The following is a 25,486-nucleotide window of genomic DNA, read 5'->3' on the forward strand; positions in this document are numbered from 1 at the left end:
GAGGCGACAGGCCGGACCACTTCACAAGAAGGATGGCTTCATGCTCAAGAACATTGCAACCGGCCTGCTTGACGTTGTCTATGACGAACAGGGCGACCCCGGCGGATGGCCGATCGTGCTGCTGCACGGTTTCCCCTACGACATCCACGCGTACGACGATGTGTCGCCGCGCCTCACGTCACAAGGCGCTCGCGTCATCACGCCGTATCTTCGCGGATATGGGCCAACGCGTTTCCTCGCACCGGCAACCCCTCGTTCGGGTCAGCAGGCGGCGCTCGGGGCCGACCTGTTAGCGCTGCTCGACGCGCTTCAGATCGAACGGGCCGTCCTGGGTGGCTACGACTGGGGCGGCCGGGCAGCGTGCATCGTGGCGGCGCTGTACCCGTCACGAGCGCGAGGGTTGGTGTCGGTTAACGGCTACAACATCCAGAACATCGCCAAGGCCGTGCGGCCGGCCAGCCCTGAGAAAGAACATCGGCTCTGGTATCAATACTATCTGCATGGTGAACGCGGCCGGGCTGGGTTGACTGAGAACCGTCGCGCGTTCTGCCGGCTCTTATGGTCGTTGTGGTCGCCGACCTGGCGCTTTGACGATGCCACCTACGCGAGCTCGGCAGAGGCGTTCGACAATCCGGATTTCGTCGACGTGGTGGTGCATTCCTACCGGCACCGTTTCGGACTGGTCGAGGGCGATCCTCAGTTCGACGACATGGAGCGACGCCTCGCGGCCATGCCGTCGATCACCGTGCCCACGATCACACTCGAAGGAGACGCCGATGGCGTCTCGTCGCTGTCGGAAACCAAGTCGGATTCAAACCGTTTCACCGGACGCCATGAGAACCGCGTCGTGCCGAATGTCGGTCACAACCTGCCGCAGGAGGCGCCAGAAGCGTTCGCTAGCGCGGTGCTCGATATCAACGCCTGGGCCGATTGAGCCGCCGCCCTTCGCTCAGTCTCAGCCTGAATCACTATTTCATCGTCACGTGGAGGTTCGTTCAATGAATGCTGTTTCGCAGACCCCGTTGATTCTGATAACCGGTGGCGCTCGTGGCGTAGGCGCGGCGACTGCGCGGCTTGCTGCCGCGCGGGGCTACGACGTGGCGATAAGCTTCGTCTCCAACGAATCCGCCGCCCTTGCTGTGGCGGCCGATGTGGAAGCCGCCGGTCGACGCGCTTTAGCGATGCGCGCGGACAGCGCAGATCCTGAGCAGGTCGCTCAGCTATTCGCCGCGATCGACCGGAAGTTCGGCCGTATCGACGTGCTGGTGAATAACGCCGCGATCATTGCACAGCAGTCGCGGCTGGAGGATCTCGAATTCGCGCGGATGCAGCGCATTTTCGCGGTCAATTCGATCGGCCCGATCCTTTGTGCACAGCAGGCGGTGAAGCGGATGTCGCGTCGTCACAATGGTCGAGGCGGCGTCGTGATTAACGTCTCGTCGGCATCGGCCCGGCTCGGTAGTCCAAACGAGTATGTCGACTATGCTGCGTCGAAGGGTGCGCTTGAGACGTTCACCATCGGCTTCGCCAAAGAAGTCGCGCGGGATGGGATACGCGTCAACTGTATTCGCCCTGGACACATTTATACCGAGATGCATGCGAGCGGCGGAGAGCCGGGGCGGGTGGATCGCGTCAAAGACTCGATCCCCATGGGACGAGGCGGTCAACCCGAAGAGGTTGCGCAGGCGATTCTGTGGCTGGCGAGCGCCGAGGCTTCGTTCGTCACCGGCACGTTCCTCGATGTCACCGGCGGCAAGTGAGGTGAACGACAACGTGCGGCGTGCGACGTGCAGGGCTTTCATTGACGCAAGGTGTCAGGCATCTAAGCCCGGGTGCTCACGCGCGTTCCGCCACCCTCAGCAGTTGATCGAGAACCGGCGTGAGAAAGTGCACGCTCACGGCGTTGCCCTGTTCGATCGCGGCTGATAAAAGGCCGATGACCCAGAGCGACGCGTAGAAGCCCGTCGCGCGCCTGCGCTCGCCTTGCGGCGCCCAACAGCGTAGCAGCGCTTCGGCGTAGCGGCGGCCACGTTCCCCGACCAGCGTGTCGATGTGCGCGAGCGTCGTGCCCAGCACGAGCAGTGGATCGCCGTAGCACACCGAGTCGAAGTCGATCAGTCCGCTCAGTTCGTTGTCGTCCACCAGGACGTTCTTGATGGTCAGATCGTGGAGAAAGCAGACCGGGCGCAGTGTGTCGAAGTAGTCTTCGAGCGACGCGCGTACGAGGCCCAGTCGCGCGCGAAAGCGGTCGATCGGCGTGGCATCCGCACGCGCGAGTGTCGCGACGTGAGACGCAATCGGGGTAGGCTCGTCGAAGATCTCCGTCCAGCGTGCACGAGGCGCACGGGCGCCGATCGCGGTCCAGCCGAAACCACCCTGCGCGGGGGCGGGCAGTTGTTGCGCCACCCGGCACTGGAAGGTGATCACGGCTTCGGCAATCCGTTCGGCCTGCCGGGCATCGAGCGAGTCGAAGACGTAGAAGAGATCGCGGCCGGGCAGCCAGTCGAGCACCACGAAATCGCCACCCGTGGGCGTGGTGCCTTGGGCCAGCACGGTCTGCACCGGCAGGCCGAGGCCATGCAGCGCCGCGAGATTCGCGCCGGTGTGCAAGAACGTTTGAGCTTTGGGGCTGACGCGTACCGCCAGTGAACGGCCGCCGGCCATGTGGGCGCGGTACACCGTGTTGCTGCTGTGAGCGAACGCCTGGCGCTCGAGTCGCAGCGGCCGTTCGCCGTGTACGTCTGCGATGCATTGGGCGATTGCTGCATCGTCGTTGCCTGGCTGATCGCCCATCTTGCCGCCCGGTGTGCCTTGGTAGCGGCGTATTACAGCAGGCGGGGGCAGGGCTCGGCAATTGACCGATTATTGGAGAATGTTTCGGGCGTAACGGGAGAGGTAAGGTAGGTGGGCGTGTGCTGTTGGTGTTGTCATGCCGCGTAACCCGTCGAAATATTCTGGCTGAGTTTGTGGGGGCGTTGGTGAGGTTAGGCGGGGGGCGCTGATTCAACCGGTTTTTTTCAAGGGTTCCGACTTCACCCAAAGCAGACCGCCGCGACTTCTGACAGCGACGATTCAAAAATATTCGTAGCCGGCGAGGAGAGCGGAGCGCTCCTCCACGAGCCCCGAATAGGTTGCTGCCTATGAAGATGGATGATCGATGAATTGGTATTGGATTATCGCGTCGCGATATCCCAGGATGGTGCCGATAATAATCGCCAGAAACACAACGCCCAGAATGATTGGTTTTTTTGAGCGATGACGGATTCCGGCATCGAAGTAAAATAGGCTAAACGTTGTGACCAACCCCTGGCATGCCAGCGTCGCGAGATATCTCTTCAGGCTTATGCCGTGTTGATACGGCATCCAGTTTTCCCCCTCATTTATTCCAAGATTGAAATCAGTGGGTGTCAAATAATCATAGCAATACCAGGTCGCAATCGAGATCAACGGGACCATCAGACCGATAAAAATGTACGCGTATCGACCAACACGAGGATGAAGAACGCGCGTCATGAACGACTGGGCGATCTGGGATAGTGAAAATACAATAAATATTCCAATCGCCGCTACAAGGCTAAACAACGGCGGAGTTAAAATCATCATCAACACGGCGTTGCTTTTGGATCTGTTCGGATTTCCGTGGATAAAATCGATCAACACCAGGGAGGTGACAATAGATATGGACAAAATCAAGGCAGCGAAAAAGGCGATCCAAAGTAGGCTTTTTGTAAATAAATATCGCGTATCAGTTCCCTTCTCGCTTCTTGTATTCATATTTTGATCGAAAGAGTCGAACGTTATTTATCGTGACAATTATTGTTCCAGAAAAACAGAAAGTCGACATCTCGATCACATGTCGCCGTCTGGCCGCCCTCGGAATCCGACGACGGCCCGCGTGCGACCCATCAAGGGCGGCTTGACCGTCAAAAACGGCCATTTATAGCCCAAGTCCCTGCCCGCTGGCATTCCGGCCAGGCAGGCGATGCAGGGCGATCCAATATGCGCCGGCCGACCTCGCCGCCCAGATTGTGCGATCATTGCGCCCAAAGTCGACAATTGACGCGACGGAAGAGTCTTTGGCCCATGATCGAACCCCCAATCGGGCGCCCGGTATTGGATAGACCACCGTTGCACGTTGCCTGTCGAGTCACCGGTTAACGAGGAGTATTTGCAACATGGCAGTCCCAATTTCGCAGGCCTGGACGGTCGCTACCTACGTCCTGAAACAGAAGCTGATGCGGCGTCGTCGCTATCCGCTCGTCCTCATGCTCGAGCCGCTGATGCGCTGCAATCTCGCGTGTGCGGGATGCGGGAAGATTCAATACCCGGCGCACGTCCTGAAATCTGAGCTGACGCCGGAGCAATGCTTCAAGGCTGTCGAGGAATGCGGCACGCCGATGGTCGCGATTCCGGGCGGCGAACCGCTTCTGCATCCGCAGATGCCCGAGATCGTCGCGGGCCTCGTCGCGCGTAAAAAGTACGTCTATATGTGTACGAACGCGCTGCTCCTCGCGAAGAACCTGCACCTGTTCAAGCCGAGCAAGTACCTGTCGTTCTCGGTTCACGTCGACGGCCAGCGCGAGCATCACGACTTTGCGGTGTGCCGCGAAGGCGGCTACGACATCGCGATGGAAGGCGTGCGTGCGGCCGTGGCGGCGGGTTTCCGCGTCACGACCAATACCACCCTGTTCGACGGCGCCGATCCGAACAGCGTGCGCCTGCACTTTGACGAAATGATGGAAGCGGGCGTCGAAAGCATGATGGTGTCGCCCGGCTACACGTACGACAAGGCACCGGACCAGAAGCACTTCCTCGGCCGCGCACGTTCGAAAAAGCTGTTCCGCTCGATCCTGTCGAACCGGAAGAAAAGCTGGCGCTTCAACGCTTCGCCGATGTTCATGGAATTCTTGATGGGCAAGAAGGAGCTGACCTGCACGCCGTGGGGTATGCCGACGTACAGCATCTTCGGTTGGCAAAAGCCGTGTTACCTGCTTCAGGACGGCTACGCCGACACCTTCGACGAACTGATGGAAAGCGTGAAGTGGTCCGAATACGGCACCGAAAGCGGCAATCCGAAGTGCGCGAACTGCATGGTGCACTCGGGTTACGAGGCGAGCGGCGTGAACTACACGTTCGGTTCGTTCAAGGGCATGTTCCAGACGGTCAAGGCCATGCTGTTCGATCGCTACGAAGACCGTGAGGCGACCGAGATTCTCGCCGGCTGGAAGAAAACCACGCACGAAGTGCCGATTACGTTTATCCCGAAGGCGCAGCGCGCCGACGCCGCGAAGACTGAAGAAGTCCAGGCCGTCGCGCAACCGGTCAAGGCAGTCGCGCCGGATGAGATGGAGAACGCTCCTGGCACGGCACACGAGAAACTCGAAGGCTGGGCGCCCGAACTGACGACCGAAGCGGAAGTGCGCGAGGCGATGGAAAAGGCCTTCGACTACCGTGGCGACGTCACGATCACCCGCAAGGACGGCTCGGCTGTCGCGGGCTATCTGTACGACCGCCAGTACGGCGCGGCCTTCAAGGACTGCTTCGTGCGGATCATTCCGACCGGCAAGAAGGACAAGGAAACCATTCCGTACGCGCAGATCGGTTCCATTGCGTTCACCGGCAAGGACACCGCCGCCGGCAAGACCTTCGAGAATTGGGTCAAGCGATACTGGGAGAAGAAAGCTGCCGGTGAGCAGAACATCCAGATCGAGCCGGAATATCTCGGCGACTAATCGTTAAAGACGGCCGGCCGGCATTCAGACGAATGCCCGGCTGGCGTCTTGCGAACTTCAATCCTGTCGAAGCCAGGTGGGCAATGTGGATGCCATGCACAGCGCCCCGGGCTCACTCGCATAGTGGCAACGGTACTTCAACCGCGGACCGCCACAGTAACCACCACAAGAGCCGAGAAGAGCAGCGCCGGGGCGAGATGCCGGAACGGTTCCCGATTGCGCACCAACGTGAAAAGCGCGCCGATCATGATCGCGCCGGCCAACGCCAGGCCTAACACTCTCGTTTGTTGTCCAGCGAGAAGCGCCGCACTCAACAGCTCAAGCGCGCCACAAAGCAAATGAAACCAGGCTGGGTAACCCCAGCGTGCGAAGTCACGCTTCACCGCGCCGCGTCCCACGAGATTGACCACGCCAGCCACCGCGAACAGCACCGCGACGATCATCGCGAGAATCGATTCTAAAGATGCGGTGTCGAGCGCCATCGTCATGCTCCGTTGCCTTGCTGAAAGTGCGTCTGCACGGAGAGGTCCGCGATCAGTCGTGGGCCGTGGGGTTCCCAGGCAAGGACCCGCCGGGCGTGCTGGCCGCTGACTGTCTGGTCGAGCGCTAGTGCATCAGCAAATGGCCCAAGCGCTTGGCGAGCATCGTCGAGCGGCCAGAATTCGACGCGATCGGCGCCGACCGAGGCCCGGATCGCTTCGCCCATTTCGGCGACGGCAACGGCGTCTTCCGCGACTACGTTGAGGATTTGTCCCGTAACTGGAGCGTCTCCGCTTGCCGCCCGCTCCACCGCGCTCAGATATGCCGTGGCGAGATCGTCGACGTGCACGGCAGGCCAGTGGTTGCGACCATCGCCGACGACTCTCACACTGCCGGTCTGACGGACCATACCGGCGAGCATGCCGAAGACACCGCCACCGTAGCCGTGCACCATCGCCGGTCTGAGGATCACGGCGCCAATCGAGCGGCGTGCTGCCAGCGCCAGCACGTGTTGCTCCACAGCCGGCCGCCACGCGACGAGTGGTGTCGGGTTCAGCGCCGTTGCTTCCGTCGCGCATTCGCCCTCCGTATTCCCGTAGACCCAGGTGCCCGACGTATAGACAAACGCCGCGCCCGGACGCAAATGCGACAGCATTGCCTCAACGGCGGCCTTGTCGGCAGCAGCGGCGGAAGCGTCGTTGGTCGACGCGGCGTGCACCACGCCATCAGCGGCGCCGGCAGCCGCCGCGAAAGACTGCGGCTCACGCAGGTCGCCGGCATGCAGTTTCACGCCGAGACGTGCCAGCGCGCGGGCGGCCGCCGAGCCGTCCTGGCGCACCAGCGCCGTCACTTGATGGCCGAGGCCGATTGCCTTGCGCGCGACCGCTTGCCCGATGTAGCCCGTGCCACCAGTAATGAACAGTTCCATAGCGTTTCCCTCGATGAATGTCTGCGAAGTCGATAAATCACTCGAACGAGACTCATGAGTCTCGTTTCCGCAAATCTAAACGAGACTGACCAGTCTTGTCAACGGTCCGGCGATCTGTTATTTATCGGGGGATGAACACGCCCTCTCTCCCCGATCTGAGCCCGCTGCAACTCCGTAAGCGATCCGCCATCCTCGACGGTGCGAAAACCGTTTTTTTACGCCAGGGTTTCGGCCTGGCAACGATGGACGATGTCGCCGCGGCTGCTGGCGTCGGCAAGCAGACGGTCTACCGCCACTTCAAGTCGAAGGAGGCGCTCTTCGTTGGCTTGGTGAGTTCGATGTGCGCTCAGGTGGGCGGCGCTCTGGTCAGCGCTCAGGACGGGCAATCCGATGGCTCACCCGAAGTCGAGTTGCGCCAATTGGGATGGGTGATGGCACAAAGCCTTATCGAGCCCGATTATTTGCGGCTTTACCGGGCCATCGTTGCCGAGGCCGAGCGTCTTCCGGAACTCGGTCAGGTGTTTCACGAAAATGGCGCAAAGGTCGTGCGCGCCTTCGCCGCTAAAATTCTGCGAAAGAGATTTGATGAATCGACTGCCGCATTGCGGGCAGCGACCTTCGTTCAGTTGGTGCTCGGTGACGCGTATCTGGAACTGTCGATTGGCTTCACGGTGCCCGATGTTGAAGCGCGTTTCGCGCTGCAGATTGACGAGGCGGTGGCGGCTGCGCTTCGCTAGGGAGCGTCGCATCAGGTGTCGAGCCGCCGCATGTGGGGCGCTTAGCCATTCCCGCCGTGCCACAACGTCAGCTTGTTCGACACGACCAGTACGCCGGGGACGGTCCGCGCGATTTGCTCGGCCTGGCGGATCTGATCGGCGCTATGCACCGTTCCGGTCAGGAATACCGCGCCGTCACGAGCACGGACGAACACGCCTGCCACATTGAAACCAGGCGCCCGCGCCAGCGCTTGCCGGACTGCCTTCGACAGATCGCTGTCGGACTGTGCTTCGTTGTCGCCACCGATCATCCGCTGCGGCGCCGGCACGGAGTACGTTGGACCCGTCTGCACGCAAGCCGACAAAGCCGCCGCTGCAACAGCCGCCCACAGGGTCCGTACGGGTTTGCGGATCATGACTTTCGTCCAGTGTGCGGGTTGTCGTTCCCCACGGTCTGAATTATGGAGTGCGAGAAGGCGTGCCGGCACCGATTTTTCTCGTCTGCGGAATCAGCCGCATTCATCACAGCCTGGGCACACGCTCGCTAGAAAGAAATCCACGATCAGGTTGGCGTTCTTTGCCTTACGGTCAGCTTGTTCTCGCCGCGTTCGGTAACGCGTTCAATGCAGACACCATCTGTTCACGCATCCAGCGGTGCGCTGGCGAACCGGCGTGTCGCTTATGAAAAAATACCTTGAGTACGTAGCGCGGAATATCGAACGGCGCAGGGTAAATCGTTAGCGGGATCGCGTTCGCCAGTTGTCGCGCTACCCGTCGAGGCAACGTGATCAGAAACTGCGAATTGGCGACGATGAATGGGGCGACCATCACGCTAGGCAATTGCACGGCGACGTCGCGAACGAATCCCGACTTCAGCAGCGTCCCGTCGACAACACTGCCTTCGGCGTTCCATGGGGTAACGACGACGTGCCGTTCTGCCAGGTACTGCGCCAGCGACAGCTTTTTCCTGATTCGCGGATGCCCCTTGCGGACCGCGACCACGTAATCGTCCGCCGGGCAATCGAGCGATTCGAGTCCGGATTCCGCATTTTCGTCTTCCTCCGAAAACCCGAGGGCGAACTGAACCCGCCCAGAGGCGAGGTCATCCAACGATTCGCGATGGGTCGAATAGATCACGCGGACGCGGAGTTGAGGGGCGTCGCATTCCAGCGCCGCGATCAACGGAGGTAGCAACGCGAACGCGGTGAAGTCGGTCGCGGCGAACACGAAGGTCTGACTGCTCTCTGACGGAACAAACGGGCCAAAATCCGCCAGACTGCCCGTCAGGTTTCGCAATGCTTCGCTGACGCCCGATGCAATCTGTTCAGCTCTCGCCGTCGGCTGCATACCGTTTCCGTAGCGGACAAAAAGCTCATCTCCCAAAGCGCTGCGCAGACGCGAGAGCGCGTGACTGCATGCCGACGAGCTTAGGCAAAGCTCCTCGGCCGCCGAGATTACGCTCCGATGTCGGAATAGCGCGTCGAAGACCAGCAAAAGGTTTAGATCGATACGGCGAAGGCTGTCATGCATGATGTGCAATGTTGGATGAATGAAATGCAGCATGTGCATATTGCATCTCTTTTATCATCGTGTCTTTCCTACCTTCAGCGACCGGTCTCCGGTCGAACCTTGCAGATGACAACGCCGAGCTTCCGACAAGCGATTCCGTCCGACACCGACCACTGCTTTGAGATCGAAACCTCGGCCTATGAGGGCGACGAGGCTGCCACACGGAATAAGATCGCCACTCGAATTCTCGAATACCCGCAAGGGTTCCTGGTGATGGAACTCGACGGGAAGGTGATCGGCTTTATCAACAGCGGCTGTGCGTTCGACGTGGTCATGTCCGACGAAGCGTTCAAGGAGCTTGTCGGGCACGACCCTGCCGCGCCGAATGTCGTGGTGATGTCGGTGGTGATCGATCCGGCGCAGCAGGGGAAAGGCTACGCGTCGCTGATGATGCAAACCTTCGTCTCGCGGATGGTTGAGATGGGCAAGGAAACCATTCATCTCATGTGCAGGGAGCGTCATGTCGCACTGTATGAACGCCTTGGTTATCGCTATGTCAGGCCGTCCGGTTCCGATCATGGCGGCATGTCGTGGCACGAGATGATGATGGCGATTTGAGTCGCGAATCGATTCACCGCCGGATGGCGCAGAGGCGCCAGGGTCCGGGAGAGCGCTCCATCCCGCAGACGTCCATTTCCCGCTTGCAATCGGCTATTCGATGATCGTTATCCTGACGCGCGACCACGAAAGAATTTGTCAAAGTGCGCGCTGCATCCAGATCGAACTCACGTAGCTACCGTGCTTGACGGCGTACTCAGAAAACGTCCCAACCTCAGTGAACCCCGCCTTCCGATGCATAGCGATTGATGCGTCATTCGGCAAGGCAATGCCAACGACCGCACGGTGTAAGTCGGCACCCGACAGTTCCGTGAATAGTCTTTCATACAATGCCGATCCGATGCCGCGACCTACTGCTCCTGGCGCGACATAAATACTCGTTTCAATCGTTTTGCGGAAGGCTGGATGATTGCGATAGGGTTGGCTCCCAGCGAAGCCGAGCAATCGCTCTGCGTCGGTCGCCACATACAGTCGGTGCGGGCCAGCGTGGCTAAATGAATCCATCCACGTAGTCACTGCCTCCTTGGACATCGGCTCCTCATCGAAGGTCGCATACGAATGAGAGATGTAGTGGTTGCGAAGACCGTGTAGGGAATCGAGGTCGGTAGCGTCGGCAGGCCGAATAATCATGGGTGTTCTTGAGGTCGATTGCATTGATTTTTTTGCCGCATCTGGGCCGCTTCACACCCATCGGGTCATGCCTGTGTTCGGTACATGCTGTCGCGGATGGCGAATCGTTGCCACCAGCGGTTCAGTTTTTCGCATCCTTCCATTAACGAAACAGCTTCAGACGCCTGGGTGAAGCAGGCGAAGATTGGCGCGGCGTACAGATCGGCCACGGTTACGCTGTCGCCGATCAGGAATTCACCGTCATCGGACAGCCGGGTCAATTCCGACAAACATATGGCGGCACGCGGCAGCGCCGCGGCGATCTTATGTTCATCCGCGAGTCGGCCTTCACGAATCGAAACAACGCGTTCCACGTATATTTCCCAAACAAGCGTTCGATACGCATAGGCGTCCAGTATCCCAACGATCTGGTTTGCCCTCGCGCGCGCTTTCGGATCTGCCGGCAGAAGTGCGCATCCGGGGAAAGCCTCGTCGACGTAATGAACGATCGCCGCCGTCTCATAGAGGCTGAAATCGCCATGCTCGAAAGCCGGAATGCGGCCAAACGGGTGACGCTTCAAATGCTCTTGCGGAACACGGGTCTCGGCGAATACATCGATCTCTATCAAGCCGTAATTGACTCGTTTCTCTTCCAGGGCAAGCCGGGCAATCCGCGTATAGACGCTCCACGCGGCTCCGTATAGTTTCACTTCTTCGGTTGTCGGCACAGGATTGCCCCCGTCACGAATGAAACGCGAGGATACGACAGTTCGCAGTCAGGCAATCGTCCCACGAGCGTTCGTCATTGCCTGACTGCGATTCTATAAACTTCCACTAACCCCCTCCGTCTCCGCTCTTTCCCGTCCCCGCAACGACCGATTGCGCCAGATCCAGTACTTTCGGCCTGTCCGGTTCCCCGTCCATATACGGCGCCTCCGCCAACCGGCCGACGGCCTTCAGGCTGCGGATCATCACCTTGCCGCTGTCCGGATAGGTGCAGACCTCGTGCGGATCATTCAAACCGACCGCGAAGTAGACAAGATCCTCGTCGAATGGATTCGCCAATTGGTGAGCGACGCCGGTGCCCGCCGGGCACGAGATGCAGTCGCCCGTCCGGATTTCCTGCACGGTATTGCCATGACGGAACACGCCGCGGCCGGACAGCACGAAGAACACCTCGTCCTCTCGTGCATGCGTGTGAAAAGGGCAGGCCGTTCTGCCCGGAGGCACGCGTGACAGATTGGCGCCGAGACGCCCAGGGCTCGCGGCGAGAGCCGGCGTTAGGGGCTTCCATGCGCCTCCCCAATGATCGCCTTCCATTTGCTCGATTTCCTTAACGTCGGCGACGTTGACGACAAGCGGTGGTGTCACCGGACGCCCAGACTCTTCTTCCATTTTCATCTCCGTCATTGATATCAGGTTCGGACACGACAACACGACAGACAGGACAGGCGTCGCGATCCATTCTCATGCCTTACACGTTCTCACATAAAGCCTTTCAACGCGCTTTACTCAAAGTAATCCCCAGCTCGTCGTTTACCCGCCCGCCTATCGCTCGACGTCTTGCCTGGCGGTCGCCATAACGATCACGCGAATCCCACTATATCGCCCACGCGTATTGCGCCTCGACTCGTGCGGGAATATTTTTCGGCAGCCGCTAGAACCCGATGGCGAACGATCGGCGTCGCGGCGAAAAAGTGCGGTGACTACCCACGATCCGGTCCAACGCGATTGTCCGGTCCGCCATCGCAACGACAATCAAGGAGACGATCAGTGGTTACCGGAACGATGCCGATCAACGTCGGCAATACTGCATTCATGTTGCTCTGTGCGAGCCTGGTCATGTTGATGACGCCAGGGCTCGCGTTCTTCTACGGCGGCCTGGTTGAACGCAAGAACGTGCTGTCGATCATGATGCAGAGCTTCATCTCGCTCGCATGGACCACCGTGCTCTGGTTTGCGTTCGGGTACTCCATGTGCTTCGGTCCGAGCTGGCACGGCATCATCGGCGACCCGACTCACTACGCCTTCCTGCGCGGCATTACCTTGCAGACGATGTACACGGGCAACGACGCCGGTATTCCGCTCGTGGTTCACGTCGCGTATCAGATGATGTTCGCCATCATCACACCCGCGTTGATCACCGGCGCATTTACCAACCGTGTGACTTTCAAAGCCTATTTCCTGTTTCTCACCGGCTGGCTCGTGCTGGTGTATTTTCCGTTCGTGCACATGGTCTGGAGCCCGGATGGCCTGTTCGCGAAGTGGGGCGTTCTCGACTATGCGGGCGGTATCGTGGTGCACAACACCGCCGGATTCGCCGCGCTGGCTTCGGTGCTCTACGTGGGCCGCCGTCACGTGATGACGCACAAACCCCATAACGTGCCGCTCATTGCATTGGGCACGGGCCTCCTGTGGTTCGGCTGGTACGGATTCAACGCCGGCTCCGAACTTCGCGTTGACGCCATTACGGCCTCGTCGTTTCTCAACACCGACGTCGCCGCGTCGTTTGCCGCCGTCACCTGGCTGGTGATCGAATGGCTGAACGCGCGGCAACCGAAGTTCATCGGCTTGCTGACCGGTTCGGTGGCGGGTCTTGCGACGATCACGCCCGCGGCCGGCTATGTGTCGCTCGGCACAGCGTCGATCATCGGGATTATCGCGGGACTGGTCTGCTATTACGCGGTCGCCCTGAAAAACCGGCTCGGCCTCGACGATGCGCTCGACGTGTGGGGCGTACACGGCGTCGGTGGCTTGATCGGTACGATCATGCTCGGGGTATTCGCATCGAAGGCGTGGAATCCGAACGGCGCCGACGGACTCCTGCTCGGCGGTGTCGATTTCTTCTTCAAACAGTGCGTGGCGGTAGTCGTGTCCGGTGTCTGGGCGTTTGTGTTTACCTGGGCCATGTTGTGGCTGATCGATCGCGCAACGCCGGTCAAGGTCCATGCCTCAGCCGAGGAGCGCGGACTCGATACCGAATTGCACGGCGAGGCGGCCTATCTCGACTAAGGTTCAGCCGAAACGAAGAGACGACTGCCGCTTGCTCGAAACCTGCTATTTCGAGCAGGCTGCACCCAGCGTTGGCGTCGTCTCTATTTCGACGCGTTGACCATTGACCTGAACGTCTCGCAGTCGCGGTTCAATGAGCTGAAACGTCCCCTTCGCCAACGCATCGCGAAACGCGGCGCAGTCTGGAGCAATCGAGAACTTGCCCAGCAACTCCCAACCGCCGCCGCTGGCCTGGTCGAAAACGAATCCAATATTTCCGCCGTTCTGGAAGAGCACGACGTTGGTTTTATGATCGCCGGTCAGGTCGACGAGGTAAGCGTCACACTTCATGGCGTCAAAGTTCAGGCAGGTTGGGAGCATCCTGTCTCGCGAGACTCGCCCCCAGTCCGTCGACAGAAATGACGCGGGAACCGGCTGCCCCGGCGTACGTGACACGATGGTGAGAGCGAGCGCCGCGGCATCCGGTTGGGCTGTGCCCAACGTGCCTCTAGCAGACTGATGTGCGGCCTGAGCGCTCAGTTCACGAATGGTCGCGGCATTCGCTGTCTTTGTCTCGCCTTGCAGGCGCGCGAGCGCCTGCACGCCGTATCTCGCCGATCGATATCGCAAGAATTCGTAATCGAACTTCTCGGGCTCGACTTTGTTCGAGAGGAGACGGTCGACCTGGCTGTCGACTGACAGACGTGCCGGGTCCGCCAACGGCGTGAATACAGCAACGAGCACAGCGACCGATACCCACGCCGTGATCACATTCACGGGCGCGATTCCCGCGAGTGTGTCGTTGCGAGAAAGCGCCGCCCATGCATAGCCGATCGCATAGAAGTAAGCCACGAACGTTGCTGCACAGGCCAGAATGCGCGGTGGCGTGAGGCCGTACTGCTCGATACGCAGCGCGAGTGCGTAAGTCGCGAGTATCACCAGCACGGGAAGCATCAGACACGCAATTCTCATGCAGACGCGCAGCACGCGCGGTGCGGGATTGGAACCTGGGCCACCTTTGAAAACCACGTTGACGAGGACGATTTTCAACGCCGCGACGCCGAGCAGGATCCAGGTAGCGGATCGCGTGGCCCACAGCAGTCCAAGTCCGGTGAACGGCAGGGACGCGAGAAATCCGCCGACGATGACCACAAGGACCAGCAGCAGCCAGGAGAGCAGCGACAGAACGAGCGTACGCGAGCCGCGAATGATGTCCGGCCGCACATCGGTAATGTGCAGGGCCGACGCAAACGCCATCGCGCTGACGGGAATGCTGAACCACGATTCGCGTAGCAGTCGTTCGAGAAAATGCAGCTTTAGCAACAGGAAGAGCGCGGCCCCCAACCAGAGCACGAGAAAGAGCGCACAGACGAACAACCCGGAAAGGCAAACCTGAAGCCCGAGTTTCCAACTGAATTCGAAGTACGACTCGTAGGGCGCAAACCACGACCTTGCAGTCTCGCCCGTGAGCACGAGGCAATAAGCAATGAATACAATCACACCGCTATGGAAGGTCACCGCCATTGACGGCAGCGGGCCTCCGGTGCGGCCGTACGGCCGCATGCCGACCAGGTCGACGCCTGCCGATCGCCACGCATCGTGATAACCAAGGATCGCGACAACCGCGGCGAGCACGGCGAGCCACATCGCGAGTCGAACGCTCCGTATTTGTTGCAGACCGAGGATAAACGCCGGCGGAGTGAAGAGCGTAACGAGAAGGAGCGGAAAGAACAGAAGCGGGATCGTTGCGATGCCGCTGCGATTGTGCGCAGCGTTCATGAGCAGATACAGCACCAATCCCTGGAAAATGCCGATCACGAGTCGTGGCACGAAAAGCGCTCGACCTGGCGCAGCCTGCAGTGTCCCCTGCGGGTTATCTTGCATCTCCACCCCTCATTCCCGAGTTTGTTTTCTTTTACGGTTGCGCCGGTCTGATGACCTTGTGCGCGAACGCCTTATTCGAGTGCAAGGTCATTATAGGTATTGATCGGGGACACATGGGGAGAAGCCGGCTTGATGCCGGCTTGGGTCTGGCCATCGCTCTTTATTACGCCCAGCAGGCTCAAGTCCGGGTAATCGATGCACCCCCATCGACGAGTGACGCCGTACCGGTCACGAAGGACGAGTCGTCCGACGCGAGATACAGGACCGAGCGTGCCAGTTCTTCCGGCTTTGCAACCCGCTTGAGCGCATGCAGTCCGGTCACGAAGGCCTGCGATTCGTGGGTATCGTTCATGCCGCGATACATCTCCGTGTCCACGGCGCCCGGCAATACCGCGTTGACGCGCACGCCTTGCGCGCCGTACTCGGCGGCGAGCGCCTGGGTCAAGCCGATCAATCCGGCCTTGCTCGCCGCGTAGGCCGCGGTGCCGGGAAACGCGAACGAGTAACCGACGAACGTCGACGTGAAGATGATCGAGCCGCCGCCTTGCTTCAGCATTTCGGGAATCTGATGCTTCGCGCCCAGGAAGGCACTGGTCAGATTGGTGGCCAGCGCGGCGTTCCAGCCGGCTTCGGAAATGCCGGTGGTGGGGCCCATTTCGCCAAGCGTGCCGGCGTTGTTGTAGGCGATATCCAGACGGCCGAAACGGCTCACGGTGAACGCGACCAGTGCCTTCGCGAAGTCTTCCGACTGCACGTCGCCCGCCAGATACGCGGCTTCGCCGCCTTCGCTGACGATCTCCGCGACGAGCGCTTCGAGTTCCGTCGCACGGCGCGCCGCGATGACTACCTTGGCGCCTTCCTTGGCGAACAGCTTTGCCGTAGCACGGCCAATTCCTGCACTGGCGCCCGTCACGATGGCGACTTTTCCTGTCAAGCGTTGCATGTTCAATCTCCGGTGTCTTTAGTTGGTCAGTGCCCTATGCGTTGACCGTGAAAGGAATATAGGCTTCAGTCCTGATTGCCGAAAGGCCTAAAACATGGTCCTATCGTTCAGCTTTTGTGAATGATAGGAGAGAGGTATGGACCGCCTGCGCGCTTTTGAAGTTTTCGTGACCGTGGTGAGCCGTGGTGGTTTTGCGCGCGCCGCGGACGCGCTCGGCACGTCGCCCGCCAACGTCACCCGTTATGTGAATGAACTGGAGGCGCACCTGGGCACGCGCTTGCTGAATCGCACGTCACGTACGCTTTCTCTCACCGACGGCGGCGAGACGCTTTACGCCCGCTGCAAGTCCATCCTCGACGATGTCGCGGACACGGAGGGGCTGGTGTCGTCCGCGTCGGTCGAACCGCGTGGACGGCTGCGCATCAATGCGCCGGTGAGCTTTGGCATTCAGTACCTCGCGCCGCTCTGGCCGGAGTTCATGCGCAGACACCCGGGAATCGAACTCGACGTGGGGTTGATCGACCGCGTCGTCGATATCGTCGACGAAGGCTACGATCTCGCCATTCGCATCTCACGCGCCGGTTCGACCAGCCACGCTGCGCGCAAGCTGGCGACCTCGCAAAACATTCTGTGCGCGTCGCCGGACTATCTGGCTCGCGTCGGCAATCCGGCCTCGCCCGCGGATCTGATCGGGCATCGCTGCATCGGCTACACCTATGCGGCCACCGGCGATGAGTGGCAACTGATCGACGGTCACGGCAAGACTCACGCGGTGAAGGTCGACTGTCACATGCATACCAACAACGGCGATACGGCGCGCGCTGCCGCGCTTGCCGGACACGGCGTGATCTGGCAGCCCACGTTTCTGATCGGCAACGATCTGCGTGCCGGCAAACTCGTTCACGTGTTGCCTGAGTATCGCTTGCCGGAGATCGACATACTCGCTATGTATCCTAGCCGTCGGCACCTGAGCGCCAGAGTGCGCGTCATGATCGATTTTCTGGTTGAAGCGTTCGGCGGCGTGCCTCCCTGGGATCGGGATGATTGAGATTAAGTGGTGTCTCCTCCATTAACTTATTCACCGTGCAGTACTCGGCGTGCAGGTTGCCGAACGACACGACGTGCCCGGCAATAAGCCGCAGTTCAGCGCAGAAGCCCGCAACCTAAGGTAGTCTTTCGCAAGCGGTCCAGCAGCAGCGACCTTACGGATCGATTCCCGCTGTATGACAACGTTTTCAGTGACCAGATGGAGGGTACTTACTGTGGCTACGAAGAATGGCGGTACGCTGTATGTCCTGCAGGCACGTCCGCCTGCGATCATCGCTCTGTCGCCGGACGGTTCGCATGAAGTCGTTCTCGCGAATCTGACGCGCACGCCCGACGGCATCAAGGTCGATCCTGAAGACCAGGTGGTCTACTGGACCAACATGGGAACCGGCATCCATCTGATCGATGGCGACCCGGCTTCCGGCGCGGTTCCGCCGAACGACGGCACGATCGAAAGCGCGAAGCTCGACGGCAGCGAGCATCGCGTGCTGGTGCCGTCCGGTCAGGCCGGCACACCGAAAGAACTCGTGCTCGACAAGGAAAGCAGCCACCTGTACTGGTGCGATCGCGAAGGCATGCGCGTCATGCGCGCGCGGCTGGATGGGACGGAGGTGACGGAACTCGTTCGCACGGGGAATTTCCCCGACGACACGGCCGACGCGACCCGCCATTGTGTCGGCATCGTTCTGGATAAGGCTAACGGGCATGTCTACTGGACGCAGAAGGGACCGCCGGATGCCGGCGAGGGCCGCATCTTCAGAGCGGGCATCGATCTGCCGGCCGGTGCGCGACCCGACCAGCGCCCGGATGTGGAATGTCTGCTCGCCGATTTGCCCGAGCCGATCGATCTCGATCTCGATCACCACGAAGGCGTGCTGTATTGGACCGACCGTGGCGACGATGCACATGATGGCAATACGCTCAATCGCGCGAGAATCACGGCTTCGGGATTGATCGATCGCGAAGTCCTGGCCCGTGAATTGAAAGAAGGCATTGGCGTGTCGCTGGACCCACAGGGGCGGCGCGCATTCGTGACCGATCTGGGCGGTAATGTGCGCGAGTTGGACATCGATACGAAGCATGCGTCGCACTTCACCACGGTGGCTCATCTCGGGCCGCTGACGGGTATCGATTACGCTGAAATCTAGGTTGAATCCGTCAAGACTGCCCGGCACATTGCCGGGCAGTTTTTTGATGTCGATGCGATGGTCACGGTGGCGGCCGGCGCGCTTGAGGAGTTTTTACGTTGATCCATGATGTCGTGATTGCCGGAGCCGGCCCCGTCGGCTGTTTTCTTGCCTGTGAGTTGCGCCTTGCGGGTCTCTCGGTGTTAGTGCTGGAGCAAGCCGACAACCCGAGCTCGCCGTTGAAGCGGTTGCCGTTCGGATTGCGCGGTCTGTCCGCGCCCACGCTTGAAGCCTTCTATCGTCGCGGCTTATTGAGCGAGATCGAAGCGCCGCAACGCGCGAAAGAGAGCTCGGGCAGCAGCGCGCCGAATGCCGCGCATTGGATGCAACAGGCGCGTCGACCGGGCGGCCATTTCGCCGGCATTCAGTTCTTTCACGACAACATCGACACGTCGACATGGCAGTATCGTCTGCCGACGCCGGCCGGCACGAGCACGGCGGTGGAGATGGAGTACCTCGAATCCGTATTGGCCGCTCGCGCGATTGCGTTGGGAGCGGAAATCAGACGCGGCCTCGGCGTCGACGGCGTCGACCAGTCGGAAGAGGGCGTAACCGTTCGCGCGGGCAATGAAGTTTTTCGCGGACGATGGCTCGTGGGTTGTGACGGTGGCCGCAGCACGGTGCGCAAGGTGGGCGGCTTTGAGTTCGTCGGCACCGATCCCGAGTTCACCGGTTATTCCGTTCAGATCGAGATGGCCGATCCGGATCAGCTCAAGGCAGGGCGTCATTACACGCCGACCGGCATGTACACCTACCAGAAGCCCGGCACCATCGCGATGGTCGATTTCGACGGCGGCGCTTTCCATCGAACCGATCTGATCACGCTCGATCATGTGCAGGCGGTGTTGCGCCGTGTCTCTAACACGGATGTCACCGTGACGGCGCTCCAACTCGCCACGACCTGGACGGACCGCGCCTATCACGCGACGACTTACCGCAAAGGGCGCGTGCTACTCGCGGGCGACGCCGCGCATATCCATTCGCCGTTAGGTGGGCAGGGCCTCAACCTCGGCCTCGGCGATGCAATGAATCTTGCGTGGAAGCTTGCCGCTACGCTTCGTGGCGACGCGCCGGCGGATCTGCTCGACAGCTACACGAGCGAGAGGCATCCGGTGGGCGCGCAGGTTCTCGACTGGTCACGCGCCCAGGTTGCGCTCATGCGGCCGAGCCGCAGTTCGCGCGCGCTCGAAGCCATCATTCGCGATCTCATCGACACGCGCGATGGCGCTACCTACTTCGCCGAGCGCGTTTGGGGCACGGCGCTGCGCTACGACCTTGGCGGTAGTCATCCGCTCGTGGGCCGCAGCGCGCCCGATTTCGAGTTGATCGACGGGACGAAGCTCGGCCAGCTTCTTTTGAATGGAGGCGGCGTGTTGCTGGACTTTGATTCGCGTCCTTCGCTTCAGGCATTGGCGAGCCGCTGGAATGACCGGATCGCCTACGTCGGCAGTGACGTTAAGGAGCGGCTCGGCTTGAGCGCGGTGCTCGTGCGTCCCGATGGTTTTGTCGCCTGGGTCGCTGAGACGTCTGCTGATCATGACGAGGCCGCTCAGGCTACGTCACGATGGTTCGGTGAACCAGCGAGCGGTGAGTCCGCCTGAGGACGCCTGAGTCCGCCTGATGGCGTGCATCGCGCTGAAGTAAAAGATTTTCGAAGTCAGCCAAAATATTTGTTCTCCTGAAACGTCTCTCCATGTTCCGGATATTTAATCCGCCAGGTTGAGCCCAAGGAGACCCTATGACGTCGACAACCACGGCACTTCTGCAACGACTTCACGAACAGAGCCTGACGGAAGTCATGGCCCGCGCGCGGGCCCAGTTCCATGGATCGAGCGAGGAGTTCATGACACTCGCTGACGAATACGACATGCTCGCGCCTCGTCTGCGTGGACGATTTCTGGAATCGCATGGTCTGACTACTGAAGATTTCGAATCCTCGCAAGGCACTGCGCTGTCGTTAGCCGTCACGCCGGAAATGGGCGCGTTCTTACGCAACATGGTGCTGGCACACAGGCCGGCCCGGATTCTTGAACTCGGCAGTTCCTGCGGCGTGTCTACGCTGTATTTCGCCGACGCTCTGCGCACGATAGGCCGCGGTATCGTTGTAGCGACCGAGCTTAACCCCGGGAAGTGCGCACAGCTTCGAGACCATGTGAGCGCGGCGGGCGTGGATGCTTACGTCGATCTGAGAGAAGGCGACGTGTTCCAGACCGTTGCCGAACTGGACGGTACTTTCGACATGGTGTTCATGGACGTATGGGCCGATGCGTATCTGGATCTGTTCCGGGATATCGAGCGTCTGCTACGTCCGGGCGCGATCGTTCTTGCCGATAACATGTACACCGCCGAGGACGCCGTCTGGTACTACAAGCAGTACCTTGAAGGCAACCCGCGCTTTTCGACCACGACACTGGGCTTTGAGTCAGGGGTTGAATTTACCGTCGTTGCGGCCTAGTTCGAGGTTCAATCCCTGCCGGGAAATTTTGCTTTCCAGACCGCTCGCCGGTATTGTGTCGGTCATTGCCGGACAGCCGGCTCGACAATCTACGGGAGCCAATAATGGCACCCGTGCAACGAACGAGCACCAAGACGTGAGTGAGCGGGAAGCGAGTGCCATCGATGCGATTAATTACACATTCGGCTATTGCGACGAGCTGAATCCGCTACGCCTGCAACTTCCTTTGCTCCAGGCAGGGTTTGCGGTGCCGAGCGTGCATACCGCTTGCGAACTGGGTTTTGGCCACGGTGTAAGTGTGAATATTCACGCGGCAGGGTCGGCTTCGCGATGGTATGGCACCGACTTCAATCCGTCTCACGCAAACTTCGCACGGCAACTCGCGGGCAGCGCCGAATCGCCTGCGCACTTGTTCGGCGAGTCTTTTTCGGCATTCTGCCGGCGCGACGATTTGCCGGACTTCGATTTCATCGGGTTGCACGGCATCTGGAGTTGGGTCGCCGCGGAGAATCGCGCGCTGATTGTCGAGTTCATTCGCCGCAAGCTTAAACCCGGCGGCGTGCTGTATTTGAGCTACAACACCCAGCCTGGGTGGACTGCGATGCTGCCCGTGCGCGAATTGATGCAGCGCCATTTTCAGGTCGATCCCGCATCCGAGCCGGGCAATCGCGCGGACGCCGAAGCGCCCGTGCAGGCGCGCATTAGCGCCGCCGTCGAGTTTGCGCGGGCTGTATTTGCGACGCAGCCGGGTTATGCGTTGGTCAACCCACTGCTTGCCGAGCGCGTCGACGCGTTGTCCCAGGCGAACCCAAATTATCTCGCGCACGAGTATTTCGCTCGCGACTGGCACCCCATGTCTTTCCTGCAAGTGGCCTCGTCGCTCGAGGCGGCGGGTTTGACTTACGCGGGATCGGCTGACTATCGCGATCATATTGATGAGATCAATCTCACGCCGGCGCAACGCGATCTGCTAGCGAATATTGCAGATATGGGCTTGCGAGAAACCGCTCGCGACTTCTGCGTTAACCGGTCATTGCGGCGCGATTACTGGGTTAAGGAACCACAGACACTCACTGACGATGAGCGTGATGCGGCATTGCGCGCACATCGTGTGATCCTGGCGCTGCCGAGAGATGCCGTGGCGCTGAAGGTGCGCGGCGCGCTTGGTGAAACGACGCTGCCGGAAGCGTTATACAGCCCTATTCTCGACGCGCTGTCCAGCCATCGTCCTACGACGCTCTCCGAGATCGAACACAGCGTCCGCGCGCGGGGCGTCGCATTTGCGCAGCTCGTCAAGGCTGTGACGCTGCTGGTCAGCATGGGCGCGTTGCTGAATGTCCAGGACGACGCGCGTATCAGTGCCGCGCGGCCGTTGTCGGCGAGGCTGAATGCGGCGATTTGCGAGCAGGCACGCCATGGTGAGGACGTTCAGTTTCTGGTGAGTCCGGTTTCCGGTTCGGGCGTCTTTATGCCGCGTGTTGCTCAACTCTTTTTATTGGCGAGACTGCACCATCTGCAGCAACCGGAGCAATGGGCCGAATTCGCCGAGGCTGTGCTACGTGCGGATCGTGCGGATACCCAGGCTGGCGGGGAACCGACGGCACTGCAGTCTGCCGCGGTTCCATCTGCCGCCGACATGGTCGCGAAAGCGAACCGCTTTGCTCAGGTTCATCTACCGATATTGCAGGCGCTGGGTATCGTTTGACACGAGATTGCGGCGTAGTCCTTTACTCAGAAGCCGCCGAAAAACCCAGATATTCGAAGTTCACGGGGCTGTTTGCCTCGACGAGAGAACCGAGCGCGCCCACCGACACGAGCGCGTCGACAGTCGTTTGACGATTGGACACGAAACGCCACGTCGGCGGCTGCGTCGACGCCGCGCGTTCGTCGCTGGCCAGAAGCAACGCTGCGAGCAGATCGATGGGATCAGGCGAATGCGCAACAAAGCCCTCATTCGACACCGCAGCCTGATCAATACCCAGCAACGCACACACCTGCTGCTTGATAGCAAGGTCGCTCTCATCGGACTCGCGTGACTGCTGGATCAACGCGAACGTGTCCGCGTCGACCAGCTTGCCTGCGCGTATCAGCGGCGGTAATCCAGGCGTCCAAGCTTCGGGCGGACAGGCCTTGTGCGTTGGCGTCAGTTCGATGAAAGGATTGATCTCCGCCGGGTAGATGCGGCACACCAACGGCCTTTGTTCATAGATACCGCAACGCATATCGGGCTGGAGATTGGGGCATGGGCCCGCATGCGTGGCCGCCAGAATGGCCACGACCCGCGTCGGCAGCGAGCCGCTCATCGCAGCAAACGAACGACGACGTTTGTGCGCCGCCTGAAGATTGTCCGCAGGCGGCTCCTCAAGCCATGGCAACGCCTCGCACATTATCTGCACGCTGTCGCCGCGCTCCAGCCAGGCGAAAGCTTCCTTGACCGTCAACGGCAAACGTAGATCGTGACAGCATTTGCCGCACATCGTGCACTCGAAATCGATATCCATACCCTTATTGCCCTTGCGTCGCGCGACGCGGTCCGGTTGTCCAGCAGTCGGGATTAGTCGCGCGACGGCGGCGGATCTGACAGGCGGCTCGTGATTTTTTTTGCCAACGTCGGCCGGATTCCGCGGGATCGGTTCCTCACATGGCTATGCCCTGCGGGAATAGCTGTTATGTGTCGCCGGGGACTACTGCGTGGAAGGCGATTGCCTGACGATGGTTCCTCGACGTGCCACCCGGCACTCAACCACATCGCTTACGCAAGGAGCAGTCAACATGTCACTGCAAGACAAACTCGACGCCTTCAAGGCAGACTTCAAGGCGGGCAAGGCGCCGTATTTCGCACCGGCCGAGATCCATCGGGTGATGGAGCGCGCCACGGCCGAACTGATCGCCTCAGGGCAGGCCGAACGCGCATTGAAAGCCGGCGACAAGGCACCGGCTTTCACGCTAACCGATCCGGACGGCACGCTAGTTTCCTCGACCGAGCTGCTGGAGAAAGGCCCGCTCGTGATCAGCTTCTATCGCGGCGTCTGGTGCCCGTACTGCAACATGGAATTGCAGGCGCTTGAGGAAGCGTTGCCGGCATTCCAGGCGGCGGGCGCAAACCTGGTCGCGATCTCACCGCAAACGCCGGTGAATAGCCGCAAGTCGGTCCGTCAGAACAAACTCAGCTTTGCCATTCTGAGCGACGCCCACAACGACGTCGCCGCCGCGTTTGGCCTGCGCTTCGCATTGCCGGATTATCTGGTCGAGTTATACAAGATGCTGAAGAACGACCTGCCGGCCGTCAACGGTGACCCGAGCTGGACGCTGCCGATGCCCGCGCGCTACGTGGTCGGCCAGGACGGCACGATCCTGTATTCGGAAGTGAATCCCGACTACACGCGTCGGCCGGAACCCGCCGATATGCTGTCGGCTTTAGGCCGGTCTGGTGTGAATGCATCCTGAGATGGTGAGGCGGACTTCACCGGCAAGCCGCGCGGCCGCACTAGGCGGTTGGGGCGCTCAATCCCAGGGTCGCCTCAACGAAGGCGACGAACGCGCGCGCCTTCGCACTGGCCATACGACCGGTCGGAAAGACGGCCCACAGATCGACCGGCGGCAAGGTCCAGTCGGTGACCACCGCCTTGACAGCACCGCTCGCGAGCTCTGGAGCAAACATCCATTCGGATGCAATCGCCACGCCCATGTCCGCGAGCACAGCCGCACGGACGCCTTCGGCAGCGGTGACGCGCATCCGGCCGGATACCGCCACCGCCGTCTACGAACTGCCCCGTTTGAACGACCACGTCGCGCCGCCGCCGCGCTGCTCGTAGATGATCGCCTCGTGCGTAATCAGGTCGGCCGGAACGTTCGGCGTTCCGGCCAATTCAAAGTAAGCGGGCGTGCCGACGACGATCCGCCGACTCTGCCCGATCTTGCGCGCGGTCATGCTCGAGTCGCCGAGTACGCCCATACGCAGTGCGACGTCGATGCCCTCTTCGAGCAAATCGATATGGCGGTCGTCGAGCACGACTTCAAGTGTCAGATCCGGGTGGGCGGCCAGAAATGCCTTCATCGACGGAACAATGCGCAGGCGTGCAAACGTCACCGGCGCGCACACTCGCAGTCTTCCCGACAGACTTGCGCCCGAGATACGCACGGCGAGTTCGGCCTCGTCAGCTTCCTCAATGACGCGCTTGGCCCGTTCGTAAAACTTCTGGCCGGCATCCGTGGGCGTGAGGCCGCGTGTCGAGCGCAGCAGCAAGCGCACCCCGAGCCTTTCCTCCAGTTGCGCAATCGACTTCGATACCGCCGGTTGACCCACGTTCAGGCGGCGCGCAGCAGCGGAAAACGACCCGGCCTCGATCACGCCGATGAAGGTCTCCATCGCAATCAATCTATCCAT

24 protein-coding genes and 1 pseudogene are annotated in these 25,486 nt (G+C 60.5%); 12 read left to right on the plus strand and 13 right to left on the minus strand.

Annotated features, from left to right (window positions below):
- The first annotated feature begins 40 nt into the window (after positions 1 to 40).
- Both FA94_RS22890 and FA94_RS22895 read left to right on the plus strand, forming a co-directional pair.
- A complete protein-coding gene (locus FA94_RS22890; RefSeq protein WP_035555484.1) occupies positions 41 to 934 on the plus strand; it encodes an alpha/beta fold hydrolase in 894 nt (297 codons plus the stop codon).
- A gap of 64 nt (positions 935 to 998) precedes the next feature.
- Positions 999 to 1,760: an SDR family oxidoreductase gene (locus tag FA94_RS22895; RefSeq protein WP_035555486.1), complete on the plus strand. Its 762-nt coding sequence runs from the start codon at positions 999 to 1,001 to the stop codon at positions 1,758 to 1,760.
- 76 nt (positions 1,761 to 1,836) lie between these two features.
- On the opposite strand, the gene FA94_RS22900 is transcribed toward FA94_RS22895, so the two are convergent.
- Positions 1,837 to 2,793, minus strand: coding sequence for a phosphotransferase family protein (locus tag FA94_RS22900; protein WP_035555489.1), 957 nt, complete (start codon positions 2,791 to 2,793; stop codon positions 1,837 to 1,839).
- A gap of 345 nt (positions 2,794 to 3,138) precedes the next feature.
- A complete protein-coding gene (locus FA94_RS22905; protein WP_035555493.1) occupies positions 3,139 to 3,774 on the minus strand; it encodes a hypothetical protein in 636 nt (211 codons plus the stop codon).
- 401 nt (positions 3,775 to 4,175) lie between these two features.
- On the opposite strand from FA94_RS22905, the gene hpnH reads away from it, so the two are divergent.
- Positions 4,176 to 5,732 (plus strand): adenosyl-hopene transferase HpnH, encoded by a 1,557-nt coding sequence (hpnH, locus tag FA94_RS22910; protein WP_197070233.1) that lies wholly within the window; start codon positions 4,176 to 4,178, stop codon positions 5,730 to 5,732.
- Between the two features lie 137 nt (positions 5,733 to 5,869).
- Here hpnH and FA94_RS22915 read toward each other — a convergent pair whose 3' ends face one another.
- Positions 5,870 to 6,214 carry a DoxX family protein gene (locus FA94_RS22915; protein WP_035555495.1) on the minus strand — a complete coding sequence of 115 codons (345 nt, stop codon included), beginning with the start codon at positions 6,212 to 6,214 and terminating at the stop codon, positions 5,870 to 5,872.
- Positions 6,215 to 6,216: 2 nt separating this feature from the next.
- The gene (locus tag FA94_RS22920) at positions 6,217 to 7,140 is read right to left on the minus strand and encodes an NAD-dependent epimerase/dehydratase family protein (RefSeq protein WP_035555497.1); all 924 of its coding nucleotides are present in this window, start codon (positions 7,138 to 7,140) and stop codon (positions 6,217 to 6,219) included.
- A 131-nt stretch (positions 7,141 to 7,271) separates the two neighbouring features.
- Here FA94_RS22920 and FA94_RS22925 point away from each other — a divergent pair, with 131 nt between their 5' ends.
- A complete protein-coding gene (locus tag FA94_RS22925) occupies positions 7,272 to 7,877 on the plus strand; it encodes a TetR/AcrR family transcriptional regulator (protein WP_035555499.1) in 606 nt (201 codons plus the stop codon).
- A 41-nt stretch (positions 7,878 to 7,918) separates the two neighbouring features.
- On the opposite strand, the gene FA94_RS22930 is transcribed toward FA94_RS22925, so the two are convergent.
- Together FA94_RS22930 and FA94_RS22935 are read right to left on the minus strand one after the other, a co-directional pair.
- Positions 7,919 to 8,272, minus strand: a complete 354-nt coding sequence (locus FA94_RS22930) for a BON domain-containing protein (RefSeq protein ID WP_035555501.1) — start codon at positions 8,270 to 8,272, stop codon at positions 7,919 to 7,921.
- Between the two features lie 172 nt (positions 8,273 to 8,444).
- Positions 8,445 to 9,425, minus strand: coding sequence for a LysR substrate-binding domain-containing protein (locus FA94_RS22935; protein WP_035555503.1), 981 nt, complete (start codon positions 9,423 to 9,425; stop codon positions 8,445 to 8,447).
- A gap of 66 nt (positions 9,426 to 9,491) precedes the next feature.
- Here FA94_RS22935 and FA94_RS22940 point away from each other — a divergent pair, with 66 nt between their 5' ends.
- Positions 9,492 to 9,983, plus strand: a complete 492-nt coding sequence (locus tag FA94_RS22940) for a GNAT family N-acetyltransferase (RefSeq protein ID WP_035555506.1) — start codon at positions 9,492 to 9,494, stop codon at positions 9,981 to 9,983.
- A 138-nt stretch (positions 9,984 to 10,121) separates the two neighbouring features.
- Here the strand turns inward: FA94_RS22940 and FA94_RS22945 are convergent, their stop codons facing one another.
- The 3 genes from FA94_RS22945 to FA94_RS38165 form a co-directional block, all read right to left on the minus strand.
- Entirely contained in the window at positions 10,122 to 10,613 is a 492-nt protein-coding gene (locus FA94_RS22945) for a GNAT family N-acetyltransferase (protein WP_035555512.1), read from the minus strand.
- Between the two features lie 65 nt (positions 10,614 to 10,678).
- A complete protein-coding gene (locus FA94_RS22950) occupies positions 10,679 to 11,320 on the minus strand; it encodes a glutathione S-transferase family protein (protein WP_035555516.1) in 642 nt (213 codons plus the stop codon).
- 106 nt (positions 11,321 to 11,426) lie between these two features.
- Positions 11,427 to 11,987: a cupin domain-containing protein gene (locus tag FA94_RS38165; RefSeq protein WP_197070234.1), complete on the minus strand. Its 561-nt coding sequence runs from the start codon at positions 11,985 to 11,987 to the stop codon at positions 11,427 to 11,429.
- Positions 11,988 to 12,365: 378 nt separating this feature from the next.
- Between FA94_RS38165 and FA94_RS22960 the strand changes: the two genes are divergently transcribed.
- Entirely contained in the window at positions 12,366 to 13,604 is a 1,239-nt protein-coding gene (locus FA94_RS22960) for an ammonium transporter (RefSeq protein ID WP_197070235.1), read from the plus strand.
- 45 nt (positions 13,605 to 13,649) lie between these two features.
- Here FA94_RS22960 and FA94_RS22965 read toward each other — a convergent pair whose 3' ends face one another.
- Positions 13,650 to 15,467 carry a DUF4153 domain-containing protein gene (locus FA94_RS22965; RefSeq protein ID WP_051980671.1) on the minus strand — a complete coding sequence of 606 codons (1,818 nt, stop codon included), beginning with the start codon at positions 15,465 to 15,467 and terminating at the stop codon, positions 13,650 to 13,652.
- A 178-nt stretch (positions 15,468 to 15,645) separates the two neighbouring features.
- Entirely contained in the window at positions 15,646 to 16,410 is a 765-nt protein-coding gene (locus FA94_RS22970) for an SDR family oxidoreductase (RefSeq protein WP_035555522.1), read from the minus strand.
- Between the two features lie 136 nt (positions 16,411 to 16,546).
- On the opposite strand from FA94_RS22970, the gene FA94_RS22975 reads away from it, so the two are divergent.
- The 5 genes from FA94_RS22975 to FA94_RS22995 all read left to right on the plus strand — a co-directional run bounded on the left by FA94_RS22975 (position 16,547) and on the right by FA94_RS22995 (position 22,804).
- Positions 16,547 to 17,458, plus strand: a complete 912-nt coding sequence (locus FA94_RS22975; protein WP_035555525.1) for a LysR family transcriptional regulator — start codon at positions 16,547 to 16,549, stop codon at positions 17,456 to 17,458.
- A gap of 214 nt (positions 17,459 to 17,672) precedes the next feature.
- Positions 17,673 to 18,605, plus strand: coding sequence for a YncE family protein (locus FA94_RS22980; RefSeq protein WP_035555528.1), 933 nt, complete (start codon positions 17,673 to 17,675; stop codon positions 18,603 to 18,605).
- Positions 18,606 to 18,703: 98 nt separating this feature from the next.
- Positions 18,704 to 20,245, plus strand: a complete 1,542-nt coding sequence (locus tag FA94_RS22985; RefSeq protein WP_035555531.1) for an FAD-dependent monooxygenase — start codon at positions 18,704 to 18,706, stop codon at positions 20,243 to 20,245.
- 137 nt (positions 20,246 to 20,382) lie between these two features.
- Entirely contained in the window at positions 20,383 to 21,099 is a 717-nt protein-coding gene (locus FA94_RS22990; protein ID WP_035555534.1) for an O-methyltransferase, read from the plus strand.
- A gap of 28 nt (positions 21,100 to 21,127) precedes the next feature.
- Positions 21,128 to 22,804, plus strand: a complete 1,677-nt coding sequence (locus FA94_RS22995) for a class I SAM-dependent methyltransferase (protein ID WP_231585009.1) — start codon at positions 21,128 to 21,130, stop codon at positions 22,802 to 22,804.
- A 22-nt stretch (positions 22,805 to 22,826) separates the two neighbouring features.
- Here FA94_RS22995 and FA94_RS23000 read toward each other — a convergent pair whose 3' ends face one another.
- Positions 22,827 to 23,600 carry a YkgJ family cysteine cluster protein gene (locus tag FA94_RS23000; RefSeq protein WP_035555540.1) on the minus strand — a complete coding sequence of 258 codons (774 nt, stop codon included), beginning with the start codon at positions 23,598 to 23,600 and terminating at the stop codon, positions 22,827 to 22,829.
- Between the two features lie 271 nt (positions 23,601 to 23,871).
- Here FA94_RS23000 and FA94_RS23005 point away from each other — a divergent pair, with 271 nt between their 5' ends.
- Entirely contained in the window at positions 23,872 to 24,546 is a 675-nt protein-coding gene (locus FA94_RS23005) for a peroxiredoxin-like family protein (protein WP_035555542.1), read from the plus strand.
- Between the two features lie 40 nt (positions 24,547 to 24,586).
- Here the strand turns inward: FA94_RS23005 and FA94_RS23010 are convergent.
- Positions 24,587 to 25,486, minus strand: a pseudogene (locus FA94_RS23010) (LysR family transcriptional regulator).

It is taken from the genome of Burkholderia sp. 9120, from assembly GCF_000745015.1.
Classification (GTDB): Bacteria; Pseudomonadota; Gammaproteobacteria; order Burkholderiales; family Burkholderiaceae; genus Paraburkholderia.